Raw genomic sequence first — 16,383 nt, 5'->3', positions numbered from 1 at the left:
AAATATTTTCTCCCGGGCTAAAGCCCTTTATGTGCCTGTTTTTTACTAACCCCAGGCTTAAGCCTGGGGTTATATATCTGAATCCCCTGCACAATGGGCTTTAGCCCAAGTAATCCGGACAACAATGTTTATCAACATGAATTATAAACTTAAAATCTTTGTCAATTATTTGATGCTCCTGATTAAGTTGATAAATTACTTGTTCTAATGTGTCAATAATTTCTTCTTTTCGTATAACAAGTAATTTGCTTTGAATGGTATTGTCAATGTTGTCTTTGTCAAGCGTAATCAAACTATCTTTTAAAATATATTTCCCTCGTGAATAAGTTGCCCCAATACCACCCTGTTTCCAAACTTATAAGTTCCATCTTTTCTAAATTCCAACCAGGCTCCGTTAAAACCTCCGTCATAACCAGCCTGGATTATTATTTGGTGAAATGTCACGATTCGCTAAAACAATATTTGTTATCAAAAAAAATGAAATGAATATAATTACAGTTATTGTCGGCAAGAAACTTAATCTTGATTTTGTTTTCTTAAATTCTTTTTTGTCTTTATAAATTATCCATGCAGAAAGTGCTATAAAAATTAATGCTAATAAGAAAAGTATATCGTTTTTAAATATAAAATCTTCGTCCGCATTGCTTAATAAAAAAGCATTCAACAAAAGCCCGACTATAATAATCGGAAGCATTCTAAGAAGCTGTCTAAAAACGATTCAGCATAATTCGTATAGCGGCTAAATGTACCATGGCGCCTCTTTTGCTATTCATTACCGGGCTAAACTGATTTATTGAAACTTCTTTGCATCTTCTAAAAACTTGGCCAGGCCAATGTCAGTAAGCGGATGCTTTAATAAACCAAGAATAGGCTCAAGCGGGGAAGTGATTACATGCGCACCCAGTTCCGCAGCCTGTATAATATGATTGGCATTGCGGATAGAAGCTGCCAGCACCTGTGTTTCGTAACCCTGTATATCATAAATGTTCACTATCTGGCCTATTAACTGCATGCCATCCCAGCCACTGTCGTCAATACGGCCGATGAAAGGGGAGATATATTTAGCGCCTGCCTTGGCAGCAAGGATTGCCTGGCCGGCAGAAAAACACAGTGTGCAGTTGGTGGCAATACCGTTATCGGTAAACCATTTTATGGCTTTAATGCCATCTTTAATCATGGGCACTTTTACAACAATATTTTTATGAATGGCGGCAAGCTTTTTACCTTCTTCAATAATATCTTCAAATTTGGTGGAAACCACTTCAGCGCTTATATCGCCATCTACCATTTCGCAAATGGTTTTATAGTGCTGTATAACCGCATCGTTTCCTTTAATGCCTTCTTTTGCCATTAATGAAGGATTGGTAGTAACGCCATCTAAAATGCCAAGATCGTTAGCTTCTTTAATTTGTGCAAGGTTCGCTGTATCAATAAAAAATTTCATGCCTGACCCTAAGGGGAATTATTTAATGTAGAAATCCTGAGAATTTATATGCCCCCTTCAGGGGATGGGGGCTAAAAAAAAGGCAGGCCGATTACATCGCGCCGCTACAACCACCTACTCTTGCTGCATTCCTGCCCTGGGAGGTTTCAGCAGGAGCTGGCCGTGTAAGACCTGCCGGGCGCAAATGTAAAATATAATTGCCAAAAAAATACTTATTGTTGCGTTAAGTTGCTGCTGTTTAGGGTAACGGCGCTCACCAGTTGGTCTGCCCGGTCGCTTAGCGAACGGTAATAAACAAGAATGGTGTAGGAATTTTCTGTTTCAGAAAAATTTCCTTCTGTGTCTGCAGTTTCTGCTGCACTGCTTTTACTCCCGTACGCTTTGGTGATATAGGTGTAATAATAATAACCGTTTTTAAGCAGCAAGGTTTTTTCAAATACCCCTTTATCCGTATTGTAATCCAGCTCGCAGATATTATCATCGCCGGCGCCGGTTGCCAGCTCACCTGTCATAAATACTTTTTTGCCGGTAAAATCAGCAGCGTTTTTAGGAACAAACATGAAATGCACATTGGCGTAATCGCCCTGCCACCAGGGATTATTTACATCAGTCGTGCTTATGTCGAAGAAGCCGTTCCGATCTACATAGCTTACATAACGAAGGCCGGTGCGCTGCATGTCCGGCTTCAGCCACACATCAAAAGGCACTATGTTTTGATTAACGCTGTCAACGCGCTCACTCTGAAAACGGAAGCTTTTCAGGTCAACCCAGCGATATGGCCTGCCGCCGGGAAAAACCAGCGTTGTTTCATTATTGTATTCATACATATTGTTGCGCATGAAGGTGGGCTGTATATCCGTAACCGCATTATCCCACCTGAAATTTTGCAGTACGACCACCTTTAACTGTTGCTGGGGATTTACAATATTCAGTTTTGTTTTATCAATCGTAAACTGCAGTTTCTGATGGGTGCGGAATAATTGTGTATTGAAAGGCTGCGTAATTTTTGCGCTCACTGAAATTATATCATTCAATACCAAAATACGCCGTGTGAACGCAAGCTTTGATGTATCGCCGTTCAGGTAAACCTTCAGCAAATAATTGCCGCTGAGTTTTGGAATGCAGTTTTGCTCCGGCAATGCGGCCTGGTAATGCACGTATTTTGTTTTGGCCACAGATGAATTGCGGTATTGCGTCAGCCTGCCTTGTGTAAAGCCCTGCAAATAATCAAACGGGCTGAGGTTGGCCGGCTGCCAGTCGGCATCGCATAAAACGTAGGTATAATTGTAATTTTTAATGTTGCTGCTGAAATCATCAAAATGCAGTTCCAGGCTGCCGGTGGCATTAAGGCTTACTATAGGATAAGCATCCTGGTTGCCGGCAGGAAACAGTTTTATGCCATGAATATTGGGCATATAGATTTTATCGGGTTGCTGTGCAGCGAGATGAGAAACCAGCAGCAGGGAAATAATGGCCGTGAAAAGAAATTGTTTCATGAATTATAATGCTGAGGCTTCAAATGTAGGATAAGTAAGCATTAAAACCGGCAAATGTAACCAGGGCAGACGCATTAAAATTCTTATGAAGAGCCATCGGCTCGATTCAATTTTGTAAAGCCGTGCTTTAGCGCGGTTATAGATGAATTTTGATAGAGGTGAGTGCCAGCGGCACAGCCTGCCCCGACTATTCGGGGATGCATAATATAACGAGCCAATGGCTCTCAACAACATTTTGGTGGTTTAAAACGGGTTGAAACCCATTTTTACAATATTTTTTCGAGGCTACGCCTCTTTTTATACATTTAAAATTTTAACGCGTCTGCCCTGCAAATGTAATATTGCAACATGGTGTTATATGCCGCAGGGGATAAAGAGGGAATTGGCTGTTATGCAACAGGTGGGCTTTATGTTTAACTGCTGGTGCAGGATTTTGCGCGTATCTGCATTACACCTTACGCCTTTCGACATTTTTACCGTGAGTTTTACTCACGGCTATTCAAACCTCCCTGCCCGGGCATGGTTCAAGTATGCAGGGCTTAAGTTGACCAGCTATGGTGCCTCACCAAGCATTTTTGTTTTTCATTTCATTTAAGTTAATGAGGATACAAACAAATAGCGCCGATGCAATTATTAGCTATTTAGCTATTACTAACAGAGGAAGAAAAAGAGATTTTATTGATATTTATTTTTTGATGAAAAAATTCTCACTGAAAAATATGCTTGCGTTTTTTACGGAAAAATTTGAAAGCGACAACTATTATTTAATCGTTCGTAGCCTTGTTTATTTTGAAGATGCTGATAAAGACCAGGAACCTAAATGTTTTTTTAAAGAAAACTGGGATGAAATAAAACATTACATAACCAATGAAGTAAAAAAGGTTAGTTTTTAATGTTGAATTTAAACAACTGCCTCGTTTCGCTATCCTTCCGCTCACCACAGATTTTATAAACGTTACACCTGCAGGAAGTTTTAAACCCGGCAGTGGTTAATATAAAGCTTTAATTAGTTAATATTGTAGTCAAACAACAGGAAATAATGAGCACACCAAAACTTAACCGTTCACTTGGCCTTCAATTAGTAATTGTACTTGTAATAGGCAATATTATTGGTTCCGGCGTGTATAAGAAAGTGGCGCCTATGACGGCGGAACTGCATTCCTCAGGCTGGGTGCTTGTTTGCTGGGCATTGGCTGGCATCATCAGTTTGTTTGGCGCCTTGTGCAATGCTGAAGTGGCCGGCCTGCTGGCCGATACCGGCGGCGAATATGTTTACTATCAAAAAATATACAACAGGTTTTTTGCTTTTTTGTTTGGCTGGAGTTTGTTTGCCGTTATACAAACCGCTGCCATTTCTGCACTGGCTTATGTGTTTGCAGAATCGCTTAACAGTATTGTGCATTTCCCGGAGCTATTGCCTTCACTGGCTGATGCAAGCGTTGGCGGTGTGTTCTATCCCTTTGCTGATTTAAGTGTAAAGCTGGTTGCCATTCTGCTTATTATATTATTAACATGGATAAATACCCTGGGTATTAAAACCGGCGCTGAAGTAAGCATGGCTGTACTGATACTGGTGTTTGGCAGCGTCTTTACTATTATTGTATTTGGCCTGGCCAGCCATGCGGCCGACACAAGCAGTATATCAATGGCTGTTGATAATAACACGCCGGTTACCGTGAGCGCTGTGTTTACGGCAATGCTCGCTGCATTCTGGGGCTACCAGGGCTGGGCTTCTGCCGGTTATGTGGGCGGCGAAATAAAAGAGGCTAAACGCAATTTGCCGCGCGGCATTGTTATCGGCATAATAACAATTATTGTTTTATACCTGCTGGTAAATACAACTTATCTTTCTTTGTTATCCATTCCCCAATTAGATGAAATTTATAAAGCGGGCAATAAGATTGCAGCCATTGAAGCGGTAAGAAGCTTCTGGGGCGATAACGGCGTTTTATTTATTTCCCTGTTAATCGTAGTTACAACATTAGGCTGTTGCAATACAACTATACTTTCAAGCTGCCGCACGTATTTTGCCATGGCCAATGAAGGATTGTTTTTTAAAAATGCAAGAAAGCTGAACCGCAAACAGGCGCCGGTAAATTCATTATGGGTGCAAGGTATTTGGGCCTGCCTGTTGGTATTATCCGGCACTTTCGACCAATTAACTGACATGATAATTTTTGCCGTTTTTATTTTTTATGGCGCCACTACTTTAGGCGTATTTATCCTGCGTAAGAAAATGCCCGATGCGCCAAGGCAGTACAAGGTTTGGGGCTATCCTGTTGTTCCCGCTATTGTGGTTGTTTTTTGCGCGGTGCTTATTGTAAACACCGTGTTCAGCCGGCCGAGGGAAGCCGCAATTGGCGCAGCTTTAATGCTTACCGGTGTACCCTTGTATTACTGGTTTAGGCGAAAGAATAATATTGTTACAGATAAAGGTTAAGCATCTGCCAGTCAGCAGTTGTTTCAGGAATGCAACGCTGCATACACTTCAACAAATTTTTTTACAGCCTCCCTGCCTTTTTCGCCCAGCGCTATTGAAAAATCGTTTACATATAAATCAATATGCTGTCGCATTACGTGTTCGCTCATTTCCTGTGCATGCAGCCTTACATAATCACTCAGCGTTTCATAATTGTATTTAAAAGCGTATTCAACGCTTTGCTTTATTAAGCTGTCAACTTGTTTTAAAATGACATTTTCTATATTTCTTTTTGCAACGATGCCGCCTAATGGAATCGGTAATTGTGTTGTTGTTTCCCAGTAATCGCCCAGGTCAATCAGTTTATGCAAGCCTTTATCCTGGTATGTAAACCTGTTCTCATGGATAATCACGCCGGCATCAACATCGCCGCTTAAAACGGCATCTTCAATCTGGTTAAATACTTTAAACACTTTGTTCTTTGCTTCTGGAAATGCAAGCGAAAAAAGAACATGTGCTGTTGTATTCTCGCCTGGTATAGCAATTAGTTTATCAGTTAAATTATTTGTATCAACGGGTGTTTTTGCAATCAGTAAAGGGCCAACGCCTTTGCCCAGTGCGCCGCCACTTTCAAGCAAAGTATAATTGTTTAAAACCAGCGGCAATACGCCATAGCTTATTTTGCTTACATCGGGTTTTTGCTGTAACGCCCAATTGTTAAGCGTTTGCACATCTTCCAGCACTACATCAAAATCAAGATCGCCGGTATCTATTTTTTTATTGACCAATGCATCAAAAATAAAGGTGTCGTTAGGACAAGGTGAAAAACCAAGCGTTAATTTCATTCGTACAAGTTTGTTTTTTCAATGGTCTCATGTCTGTCCCGAACTTGCTTCGGGAGAACGCCTTAATATAATATTTCGCTTTGTGTGAAAAAATTGACACAGGCGTTTCCTATAAACAACTAAGCCATTTTATAAAGTTTATCAATGTATTTTATGAGCGTTGAGTTGAGATTGTTCATGGCTTCCCGCATCAGCCATTTGTTTTTATCTCTTTCACCAATGTAGTTGCTGAGCGCACGAATCTGCATAAACGGCGTGCCGGTACTGCGGCATACATAATGCAGAGCAGCGCCTTCCATTGACTCGGTTACCGGATCAAATTTTTTGATAAGCTGTTTTATGCGTTCCTTGCGCGTGGTTATCTCGTTTACTGTAATGCCGTTTACGGTTTTTAATTTCAGCAAATTGAATTTTTCAATATGCTGATTGGGCAGAGCAGCTTTTTCATACGGATGATAATTTGATTTCTCGAGCTTCATATTAAAAAGGTCGCGCCACTTGCCGTTTTCTTCTACACCGAGATCACCTGCAAGGTCTTTCTCAACCGCTACAACTTTACCTAATGCAATTGATGTATTAAAACAGCCGGCCAGTCCCGCCTGCAGCAGTAAATCCGGTTTTTCTTCAAGCACTAATTTGGCCAGCGAAAATGTGGATGCCAGCATGCCCACACCGGATTGATGAAAATAAACCTTAAACCGCCTGCTTTTCTCTGTATATAACTTATCAAGTTTTGTAAAGCAGGGCATCCATTCGCCAACGGTAGCCGCCGTAATAAATACACGCATAGCGGCCAAATTTCGGGATAAATGTTAAAAACTGCCGGTAAAGAAAATTTTTAAACCGGATTTTTGTTCACGGCCGCGTATGCAAGATGAAATTTGTGCATCAGCAGCCATCATGTAAAAACTGCTATGGAATTTATTTTTAATTTGGCACGGTTTTGATTTTTATCAACATGCTTTTTTAAACAAGCTATAAAAAGCAGCTTATATGATCACCAAAAAATTTTATTTCCTTATTTGTTCCAGCCTTTGCGCCCTGCTTTTTACCAATTGCCGCAGCGGCCTGGTAACTATGACAAACGCCTGCTACAACGCTATTAAAGAAGGTAATGCCTACAATGCGTCCGGTAATTACAGCGCTGCCGCTGATAAGTTTAATATCGTACTGCAAAAATGCGATGCCTACGATGCCAAAGAAAAAGGCTATGCCGGCCTGGCCACAGCTTATAACGGCATGCAGCAGTACAGCGAAGCCCTGAATACAGCTAACGCTGGTTTAAAGATCAGCAATACCAGCGTTGACAACCTGTTTCAGAAAGCGGCGGCTGAACTGGGCCTGAATATGCAGGCCGAAGCCAAAGCAGATTTTGCAAAAATTATTGATATGACAACAAAAAACCGCAATGTAAAAGACCGCGCTACCATTTATGCAAAAATTGCGGAGCTTGACCTTAAGCAAAACATGTACAGCGATGCCGCAAATAATGTGGAAGCTGCCATTAGAACAGATAATACCAACCCTGATTTTTATATTTTAAAAGGCGATGTATATGCTGCGCAGAGCATGTACACCGATGCTATATCTGCTTACAACCAGGCTATAACATATAGCGGCAACAGCGCCAGGGTTTGGCAGGCAAAAGTGGAAGCTGAAACGAAGATGATGCAGAAAAAGTACGGCACAGGCAGTAATACATCAGACCTTGCTGCGAAGATATCTGCCGCCGACAGGCAAACGCTTTGCTCGGATATTGCACAGGCCAAAAATTATGGCGTGAATATGCAAAGCATAGACCTGCTTCAATTAGCGATTTGTAAATAACTCTAACAATAATAAACATGAAAAAAATATTTGTATATGCGTGGATGGCTGCACTTATAATTTCAGGATGTAAAAGCATGAACAACACCCAAAAAGGCACGGCTATCGGCACCGGCGCAGGCGCCGGTGTTGGCGCAGCGGCAGGCTCCATAATCGGTGGAAAAAAAGGTACGGCTATCGGCGCTATTATTGGCGCTGCTGTTGGCGGAACAGGCGGTTATTTAATTGGCCGCAATATGGATAAACAGGCAAAAGAAATAAAACAAAAAATACCGGATGCACAGGTAGAGCGTGTGGGCGAAGGCATTAATGTAACCTTTAACTCTGCCCTGTTGTTTAAAATTAATTCGAGCGCGCTAAGCGATTCCGCAATGGCAGGCCTTGATAAAGTGGCTGAAGTGTTTGTAAAATATCCTGAAACCAATATTTTGGTGGAGGGCCATACCGATGATACAGGCACCGATGCTTTCAATATGCAGCTTTCAGAAAAAAGGGCAGAATCGGTAACAAGCTACCTGGAGTCGAAAGGCGTTGCTGCCGGCAGGTTTACGGTGAAATGGTATGGCGAAACCCAGCCTAAATATCCAAATACCAGCGAAGCCAACCGCATTTTAAACCGTCGTGTTGAACTTGCCATTGTGGCAAATGAAGCAATGAAACAGGATGCCAAAAGCGGCAATATAGACACAACGGGCATAAAATAAAATCGTATTGGTTGATAATAGTGAATGAATAAGTACGATTTTTTACTTCTGCCTCACCAGCACATCATTAATCATAAAATTTTCGCCGCCATTCACCGCTATGTTATACACAGGTTGTATGCCTTTGGCGCTTTCTGTTTTGCTTAGCACCACAAATGGTTCATAACGCTTTGTTGCTTCATTGTAGCAAAGCATGGTTTCTCCTTCCTGTACGCGGCTAATTTCTTTTTTAGATGTGATGGTTTCTACCGGATGGTTGGGTGTAGCTTCAATCAGCCTTGTTTCAAGCCGGATGTTGTAACCCTTAACGTTTGCACATTCCTCTGCATGCACTAAAAGCAAACTTGTAATAGCATAGTTTCTGGCGGGGTGCTTCACCAATTCTTTTACCTGTTGCTTAACGGTTTCGCCATTGCTGCTCCTGGTAATGATCTCATCACCGGGCAGAATATCTTTCAACAATTTTTCAGAGCCATCGGCCATGGCAACAAGCTGGCTCCCGGGAAAGCATATATCCATGCCATACGTTCCGTCTTCATCCTTTACATTTTTGTTTAACGATTTGTATAGCTGAAAACTGAATTCCTTCGAAAGGATGTAGGATATCTTTAAAATATAATTCGCTTCTTCTTTATTGATGTTATCAATATCAGTGAAATAAGCATTCCATACTGCTGAATCGCTGGGAAAAGATGGCTGCACTGCCGTATATAATTTTCCTTTTTCGCTGGTATAGTAAATAACAGTGCCTATTTCCTGCATGCTGTCTTTGGAATATAAGGTGTACAGGTCAATGCGCTTTTTCAAGCCGTCGCTGCCGGTAACGAAATAAGGTTTGCGCATGGCATAACGGTCCAGTACATATTTGTTTTCAAGCTTTATATATGTATCATTATCCAGGTCGCTTACTTTAAATGTTTTGGCTTTTTCGTAATCTGCCATAGTTAATGGGCGTATCTTATTTTCTGTTTGCGCAAATACATGTATTGCTGCAATGGTTACGAGTAACAGAGCGATAATTTTTTTCATGCAGTAAGAATGATTAAAAATGATGATTGAAAATGGCTGAAATATATATGCTTTGCGCTCTGCGAAGTCTCCGAACCTGAAGTGTTCGAAACCTGCATTAACGCTCCGCGATCCGTATGATCGCCCACGTGTGTAGAAATAATTGTGCCAGGGGGATTTCCACACCGTAGGTGTGGTACATGTAAACGTTCCGTTCCAATGGAACGGTAAAGAAACATTACGGGCAGCATTGTACACACGTTAAGCCTCTATGAGGCTTTAAGAAAATGGTTTCGAATAGTTATGGTCTCCGGGCTTCGCAGAGCCTATGCGCCAAGTGTCCAGACCTGTATTTAATAAAATGATTGTTTATTGTATAAGAACCGCATTGCCGGCAATATAAAAATCCCTAAAGCGAAGCCTTTACGATATTTCTTTAAATGCCTGGGCAAAGGCTTCCATTTCGTCCATGCGGCCAATGCTTACACGGCACCAGTTTTTATTGTTGAATTTCCAGAAGCGCACAGCAACGCTGCGCTTCATTAATTCCTGCGTAAAACGTTCGCCGTCCATTTGTATGGGAAACAACACAAAGTTGGTGCCTGATGGTATGTATTCATAGCCTTCCGCTTCGAGCACTTTATATAAATATTGTTTGCTTTTGTTGGTTTTATCAAGCACATCGGCCATGTAAGGCGCATCCTGGTAAGCAGCGATGGCTGCGTTAATGGCTGGGGAAGAAAGGCTGAAATCGTTGTAGGTATAGTGCTCGAGCAGTTTAATGGTTTCCGGTTGTGCAATGGCATATCCTACGCGCAGGCCGGCAAAACCATACAGCTTGGAAAAGGTTCTTGCCACAATTATATTTACACCTTCATTTATAAGGCTGATCATGGTTGAGCCTTTAGGGTCGGGCATATAATCAATGTATGCTTCATCAATAAACACCGTTGTTTTTTTAGAAATGCGGCGGCAGAAATCTTTCAGCTTATTGGTATCGGTATATGTAGCGGTAGGATTATTGGGGTTGCAGATATACACCAGTTTGGTGGATGGGTCTATTGCTTTTTCCATCGCATCCAGGTCTAACCTGTAATCGGCGGTAAGCGGCACTTTTATGCATTTGCCGCCAAAAGCTTCCACATGTCCGGTGAGGTCATCATAGCTGGGCGTTGCGGTTACAATGGTCCCGCCATTACTGCTGTAATAAGAAGCGGCGCCCAGCAAGATGCCGCTGGAACCGGCAGAGAGCATGATGGTATTATCTTTTAAGCCTTCATGCGCCTGTATCTTTTCCTTAAAAACCGTTTCTTCATTTATAGAATAACGGCATGATGTTGCCAGCGATTCTATAATGGCCTGCTTCGCTTTTTCCGAAGGTCCGAAAGGATTCTCATTAGCAAATAAACGGGCTTTTAAAACGCCTGGAACGTTGCGTGCCATTTCAAAATCGCTGGGCATTCCCGCTGCAATTTTTCGGGCGGGCGTTGCTGTAACATGATTGAGCACAGATGGCGCAAATGCGGCAGCGCCTGCCAGTAACGAACTTTTTTTAAGCCATGACCTGCGGTTCATAATTGGTTTACATTTTAGTTTGAATAAAAAATTCCTATGGAAAGCAGCGTCTGTTTTTTAAACAACAAGTTGTTTAATTATTTTGTTGGGTAACGGGAAATTGTGAGCCCGTGAACTTATGAACTTTTTAAACCAAAACCTTAAGCTTTAAGCCTGCTTCATCATTGCACTTGCTGATAACTAACCCTTTGTTCTGTAATTCTGCTGTGAATATCTGCTACCGTTTTCCGGGCCGATTCAAAAGCCCCGGCCATCCATGCATTAAGATAAGTGAGATGCTCTCCTGCAAAATACACATTCTTTTCGGGTTTAAGCAATGCTTTGTAAAAACTTTTCCTGGTTTCGCCGGTGTATAATGCCCAGCCGCCCAGGCTGTATTGCGTTTTATGCCAGCTCACCGAAAATGAGTGCTCAAATTCCTTATCGTATTGCGGGTGAATAAGCCTGCCCTTTTGCAAGGCCAGTTGTTCGCGTTCTTTAAAGCTTAGCTCGCCGGTACGCATTGCTTTATCATTGAAATTGTAGTAGCCAATTAAAATACCTTTCTGGGAAAGGTAGTCGTTTGACGGATAGAATATTTGTGTAAGCTCGTTGTTGGTATGCGTAATGCCGCCATATATCTGTTCATCCTCCTCCCAGAAACGGCGTTTGAACTGCAGGCCTATTTTGCCTGTTTGTATGTAAGGAATAAAATCAATGGCGCGGCTTACATCGCTGGAAAAATTATTGTCAATATTGCTGAGCACGGGCAAAGGAATGGTGCAGATGCACAGGTCGCCGCTGATGGTTTTGGCCTGATTATTTTGTGTATAAGCTACCGTTACACCATCTGCTGTATTTTTTATGGACGTTACAGCCGCATCAAAGCTGACGGAAGGCTTTACTTTTGCTTCCAGGGCTTTGGCAATGGCATCATTGCCGCCAACAGCCTGCATTAATACCATTTGCAGTTCGAGCACATATTCAGCAACATTGTAAAAATCGGGCTCCATCAACCCGGATCCAATTATATCAGCCAGCTTATAGGCTACACTGAATTCCGGTGGAGCGTCGGCAGCGCCGGGATAGGTTTTAAAACCCCGCCTGTCTGAGGCCTTATACAATTTATCAATGCTTAACCCGCCTTCAGCTTTTATATATTCAACAAATTTCTGTGCGTCTTCCAGCGTTAAACCTGTATCCAGCGCTTTGGTGTCTATGGCTTTGGCAAGCAGTTCTGCCATATAACCACGTATATCATTATGTATTTCCCTGACCCTTATTTTTTTGTTTGACAACGGCCCTTTGCCCTCACTATAAAAATAAGTGGCTTCATTAATATTATTATATACCTGAACCGGAACGCCCAGTTCTTTGCAGTAATGCAAGGTTAATAAATGATGATGGGGTATGCGGGAAGGCCCGGCATTAAAATAAAGCCCGGCATCAAACATGGCTGTTTGCTGTGGCATATTTACTTCCTGGTTTATGCTGCCTCTTCTTACGCTGAAACACCTGCCACCACTGCGCTCCCGGGCTTCGAGAATGGTGCATTTGTAACCCAGTTTCTGCAGCTCATAAGCGCTTGCCATGCCGGCCAAACCGGCGCCAAGAATAATGATGTGCCTGCCGTTGCCACTTCCGGTTAAATTAAACGCATGAGCAGGGGCCTGTTTTAATAAACCAAGTGCCATCATTGCAGGATAAGAAAGGCCTGCCTTGCTTATATCCGTTAAAAAATGTCTTCGGGTTATGCTCATATTCGTTAATTGTGGTAACTGCAATATAAGGGTAAAATGAATGGCGATTACAGGCAGCCGCATAATAATCAGGGCTGTTCAATTCTACCGTATAAAAAAGGTAGTAAACAATATAGATGTGAATAACTTTGTAATGAACTAAAAAACAGAGGAATACACACTATGTCTTGTCCTAAAAAAGTAGACACTATTACTATTATTAGTTTTTCTTAAAGGCAAAACACCTGTAGTAAAATCAACAGGTCAAAGGTTTTCACTCAATATGATATCGGCTATCAGTAATAAAGGTCATTTACAGTTTATGCTGATAGATAAGTTCAACGGCAAAGTATTTATTGAGTTTTTGAAACGAATGATTTGATACAGTAAACAAAAAATATTCTTTGTAACGGATGGTCACCCTGCTCATAAAACAAAAGAATTGAAAGCATGGCTGGAAGAAAACAAAAAACGCATAGAAGTGTTTTTTATTCCGCCCTATATCCCGGAGTTGAACGCCCAGGAATATTTGAACCAGGATATAAAGACCAATGTGATCGGCAAAAAACGCCCTATTAATAAAGCTGAAATGCGCGCCAATGTTGAGAATTTTATGCATGAAAGAAAAAACAACAAAAAGCAGGTGCAAAAGTATTATTTCCATGTAAAGCACGTCAGATATGCAGCGTAGAGAACAGGGCTGTTCAATTCTATTTTACGTGTGAATAACTATGATGTATCCCACGTATTTTCAAAGACAGGAAGATGGTTTTAACTGAATTTCGCCTGTGGGTCATTTGCAGTTATACCTTGTATCTATACCAAAAAATGGAATTTGTGCATAACTTTTTTTCTACGATCTAGAATTGAACAGCCCTGTGTATGCCGGGCTTTTATTGTTCGATTAAAATCTTCTTAAATAATCAGCATGGCATCGCCGTAGCTAAAGAAGCGGTATTTATCTTTTATTGCCTTTTTATATGCTTCTATGATAAGATCGTAACCTGCAAAGGCGCAAGCCATAATTAATAAGCTTGTTTTTGGCAGGTGGAAGTTTGTAACCAGGCTATCGGCAACATTAAAATTGTATGGCGGGTGAATGAAAATATTGGTCCAGCCTTCACTTGGCTTTAAAAGCTTTTGCGCCGTGAAACTTGTTTCCATGGCGCGCATGGTGGTAGTGCCTATGGAACAAATGCGGTGATTGGTATCTTTTGCTTTATTTACAATCTGGCAACATTCTTCATCAATACGGTAATATTCCGCATCCATTTTATGCTTGCTCAGGTCTTCCACTTCTATCGGGCGAAAAGTGCCGAGGCCTGTGTGCAATGTAAGCTCAGCAAAGCGAATCCCTTTTATTTCACAACGTTTTATTAATTCCTTGCTAAAATGAAAACCCGCTGTGGGCGCAGCCACAGCGCCTTCATTTTTTGCATATACGGTTTGATAACGCTCTTTATCTTCTTCATCGGGCTTGCGTTTTATGTATTTGGGAAGAGGTGTTTCGCCTAAAAATTCAAGCATATTGCGAAAGCTTGCATCATCGCCTTCCCACAAAAAGCGAATGGTTCTGCCGCGGCTCGTGGTGTTGTCAATTACTTCGGCAACCAGCTCATCGTTCTCGCCAAAATATAATTTATTGCCTACGCGGATCTTTCTTGCCGGGTCAACAATTACATCCCAAAGGCGGTTTGGCTTATTCAGTTCACGCAATAAAAACACTTCAATGCGGGCGCCGGTTTTTTCTTTACGGCCATACATGCGCGCAGGAAAAACCTTGGTATTGTTTACCACAAAAACATCTTTGTCATCAAAATAATCAAGAATATCTTTAAAATGTTTGTTTTCAAGCTGCCCTGTCTGGCGATGCACAACCATCATGCGGCTGTCTTCGCGGCGCTTTGTAGGGTTTTGTGCAATAAGATTAAGAGGAAGATCAAAACGGAATTGGGAAAGTTTCATCTGAATGTTTGTTTTTTCTATTGCAGATGAAATGCCGGTTATATTCAAATGCGGCATTTCATGTGTTTGTTTCTAAAAATTCTACTGCCACATTCAAACCGCTTCCGCCTTACGGGGCGGTTAAAGCGCAGTACGCCTTTCAAAAATAAAGGGTGCAAAGGTAATTTAAAAAGTTTTTATCAGGAAGCCTTTAACAAGAAAATAAAATTCGCGCTGCTTCTGCGGCTATACATCAAACGGCGCAATACGCTGAACCATGCGCAACAGCAACCCGCCATCCTTTACATTAAGCTATTATCTTTGAAGCATAATCAAACTGTTAAAGAATGAAACGCATTGCCTGTTACCTTTTTATTTTTTGCTTTGTTTTTTCTTTAAGCCTGCATGCACAGCAACCTCCTTTTTTTAATGATATTCAGAAATTCAAAGAGCAGGACAGCATTAATCATCCGCCGCTGCATCCCATATTATTTATCGGCAGCTCCTCTTTTACAAAGTGGACCGATGTGCAATCGTATTTCCCGGATTATACTATTCTCAACCGCGGCTTTGGCGGTTCTTCTTTACCAGACCTGATACGTTATGCCAACGACATCATCTTTCCTTACAATCCGAAAGAGATCGTTATTTATTGTGGTGAAAATGATTTTGCAGTAAAAGATTCCGTGCCTGCCGGTATGGTGTTTGAACGTTTTAAAACTTTATATGCCATCATCCGTTCGAAGCTGGCAGATGTGCCTGTTGTGTTTATTTCCATTAAGCCCAGCCCGAGCAGGAGGAAGTACTGGCCGCAGATGGTTGAAGCAAACAGGATGATTAAAGAATATATCGGCGCACAAAAAAACACATCGTTTGTTGATGTTTATCAGCTTATGCTAAATGACAGCCAAGAAGCCAGGCCTGAAATATTTTTAAGCGACAGCCTGCACATGAATGCCAATGGTTATGCTATATGGCAGAAAGCCATACAGCCGTATTTAGTGAAATAGTGTAGTAACCTTCAGGAGCTGTTTGAGTTAGTAACATTAACTCAATTTATAGTATAGATCATCCATTAACCTGGGTGTGCGGATTATTTAAAAGTGCTTGTTTTACCCGCTGTCCGAAATAAGAATTCTTATTATTCGTTGACAATTTATCGTATAATGGCTTAACCACTTTATTTATGTCTTCTACAGGTATTAATTTGGAATATATAGAAAGTGCATAAGGTGTTAGATATGATAATGGGTGTTCAATAATGTAATTATAATAATATTCAATGACTATCCGTAATTTGGAAATAGCTAATTATATTAGTATTTTTGTCTAAAATAATTAGCTATGAATATGTCAGAATTTTTCAGCAGGTATGCCGATGAAGATAGCTGCCGCCGTTTTTT

General features: G+C 41.3%; 14 protein-coding genes, 1 other RNA gene and 1 pseudogene. 6 read left to right on the top strand and 10 right to left on the bottom strand.

What is annotated here, in order from left to right; all coding sequences use genetic code 11:
* Nucleotides 1-406 precede the first annotated feature (406 nt).
* The 4 genes from QM629_RS12970 to QM629_RS12955 all read right to left on the bottom strand — a co-directional run bounded on the left by QM629_RS12970 (nucleotide 407) and on the right by QM629_RS12955 (nucleotide 2,940).
* The gene (locus tag QM629_RS12970; protein ID WP_415160303.1) at nucleotides 407-694 is read right to left on the bottom strand and encodes a hypothetical protein; all 288 of its coding nucleotides are present in this window, start codon (nucleotides 692-694) and stop codon (nucleotides 407-409) included.
* Between the two features lie 96 nt (nucleotides 695-790).
* Nucleotides 791-1,444 carry a fructose-6-phosphate aldolase gene (fsa, locus tag QM629_RS12965; RefSeq protein ID WP_415160302.1) on the bottom strand — a complete coding sequence of 218 codons (654 nt, stop codon included), beginning with the start codon at nucleotides 1,442-1,444 and terminating at the stop codon, nucleotides 791-793.
* 77 nt (nucleotides 1,445-1,521) lie between these two features.
* Nucleotides 1,522-1,621: signal recognition particle sRNA small type (gene ffs, locus QM629_RS12960), an RNA gene on the bottom strand.
* A 35-nt stretch (nucleotides 1,622-1,656) separates the two neighbouring features.
* Nucleotides 1,657-2,940: a DUF5103 domain-containing protein gene (locus QM629_RS12955; protein WP_415160301.1), complete on the bottom strand. Its 1,284-nt coding sequence runs from the start codon at nucleotides 2,938-2,940 to the stop codon at nucleotides 1,657-1,659.
* 719 nt (nucleotides 2,941-3,659) lie between these two features.
* Between QM629_RS12955 and QM629_RS12950 the strand changes: the two genes are divergently transcribed.
* Both QM629_RS12950 and QM629_RS12945 read left to right on the top strand, forming a co-directional pair.
* Nucleotides 3,660-3,833, top strand: coding sequence for a hypothetical protein (locus QM629_RS12950; protein WP_415160300.1), 174 nt, complete (start codon nucleotides 3,660-3,662; stop codon nucleotides 3,831-3,833).
* Nucleotides 3,834-3,979: 146 nt separating this feature from the next.
* Nucleotides 3,980-5,380 (top strand): APC family permease, encoded by a 1,401-nt coding sequence (locus QM629_RS12945; protein ID WP_415160299.1) that lies wholly within the window; start codon nucleotides 3,980-3,982, stop codon nucleotides 5,378-5,380.
* Between the two features lie 23 nt (nucleotides 5,381-5,403).
* On the opposite strand, the gene QM629_RS12940 is transcribed toward QM629_RS12945, so the two are convergent.
* Both QM629_RS12940 and mqnB read right to left on the bottom strand, forming a co-directional pair.
* Nucleotides 5,404-6,204 (bottom strand): 1,4-dihydroxy-6-naphthoate synthase, encoded by an 801-nt coding sequence (locus tag QM629_RS12940; RefSeq protein WP_415160298.1) that lies wholly within the window; start codon nucleotides 6,202-6,204, stop codon nucleotides 5,404-5,406.
* A gap of 119 nt (nucleotides 6,205-6,323) precedes the next feature.
* Entirely contained in the window at nucleotides 6,324-6,992 is a 669-nt protein-coding gene (gene mqnB, locus QM629_RS12935) for a futalosine hydrolase (protein ID WP_415160297.1), read from the bottom strand.
* Between the two features lie 205 nt (nucleotides 6,993-7,197).
* Here mqnB and QM629_RS12930 point away from each other — a divergent pair, with 205 nt between their 5' ends.
* Both QM629_RS12930 and QM629_RS12925 read left to right on the top strand, forming a co-directional pair.
* Nucleotides 7,198-8,031 carry a tetratricopeptide repeat protein gene (locus QM629_RS12930; protein ID WP_415160296.1) on the top strand — a complete coding sequence of 278 codons (834 nt, stop codon included), beginning with the start codon at nucleotides 7,198-7,200 and terminating at the stop codon, nucleotides 8,029-8,031.
* A gap of 17 nt (nucleotides 8,032-8,048) precedes the next feature.
* Nucleotides 8,049-8,735, top strand: coding sequence for an OmpA family protein (locus tag QM629_RS12925; RefSeq protein ID WP_415160295.1), 687 nt, complete (start codon nucleotides 8,049-8,051; stop codon nucleotides 8,733-8,735).
* 42 nt (nucleotides 8,736-8,777) lie between these two features.
* On the opposite strand, the gene QM629_RS12920 is transcribed toward QM629_RS12925, so the two are convergent.
* The 3 genes from QM629_RS12920 to QM629_RS12910 form a co-directional block, all read right to left on the bottom strand.
* Nucleotides 8,778-9,764, bottom strand: coding sequence for a Hint domain-containing protein (locus tag QM629_RS12920; protein ID WP_415160294.1), 987 nt, complete (start codon nucleotides 9,762-9,764; stop codon nucleotides 8,778-8,780).
* A 402-nt stretch (nucleotides 9,765-10,166) separates the two neighbouring features.
* Entirely contained in the window at nucleotides 10,167-11,318 is a 1,152-nt protein-coding gene (locus tag QM629_RS12915; RefSeq protein WP_415160293.1) for a pyridoxal phosphate-dependent aminotransferase, read from the bottom strand.
* Nucleotides 11,319-11,479: 161 nt separating this feature from the next.
* A complete protein-coding gene (locus QM629_RS12910; protein ID WP_415160292.1) occupies nucleotides 11,480-13,057 on the bottom strand; it encodes a flavin monoamine oxidase family protein in 1,578 nt (525 codons plus the stop codon).
* Nucleotides 13,058-13,274: 217 nt separating this feature from the next.
* Here QM629_RS12910 and QM629_RS12905 point away from each other — a divergent pair.
* Nucleotides 13,275-13,727: pseudogene (locus QM629_RS12905) on the top strand (transposase); the annotation flags it as partial.
* A 224-nt stretch (nucleotides 13,728-13,951) separates the two neighbouring features.
* Here the strand turns inward: QM629_RS12905 and queA are convergent.
* Nucleotides 13,952-15,001 (bottom strand): tRNA preQ1(34) S-adenosylmethionine ribosyltransferase-isomerase QueA, encoded by a 1,050-nt coding sequence (gene queA / locus QM629_RS12900; RefSeq protein ID WP_415160304.1) that lies wholly within the window; start codon nucleotides 14,999-15,001, stop codon nucleotides 13,952-13,954.
* 326 nt (nucleotides 15,002-15,327) lie between these two features.
* Between queA and QM629_RS12895 the strand changes: the two genes are divergently transcribed.
* On the top strand, nucleotides 15,328-15,990 hold the full coding sequence (locus QM629_RS12895) for a GDSL-type esterase/lipase family protein (protein WP_415160291.1): 663 nt from the start codon (nucleotides 15,328-15,330) through the stop codon (nucleotides 15,988-15,990).
* Nucleotides 15,991-16,383: the final 393 nt, after the last annotated feature.

This window comes from Parafilimonas sp., assembly GCF_047606085.1.
In the GTDB taxonomy this organism is placed as follows: Bacteria; Bacteroidota; Bacteroidia; order Chitinophagales; family Chitinophagaceae; genus Parafilimonas.
The sequence above is the reverse complement of the archived record's forward strand: the minus strand, read 5'-3'. Positions and strand labels throughout refer to the sequence as shown.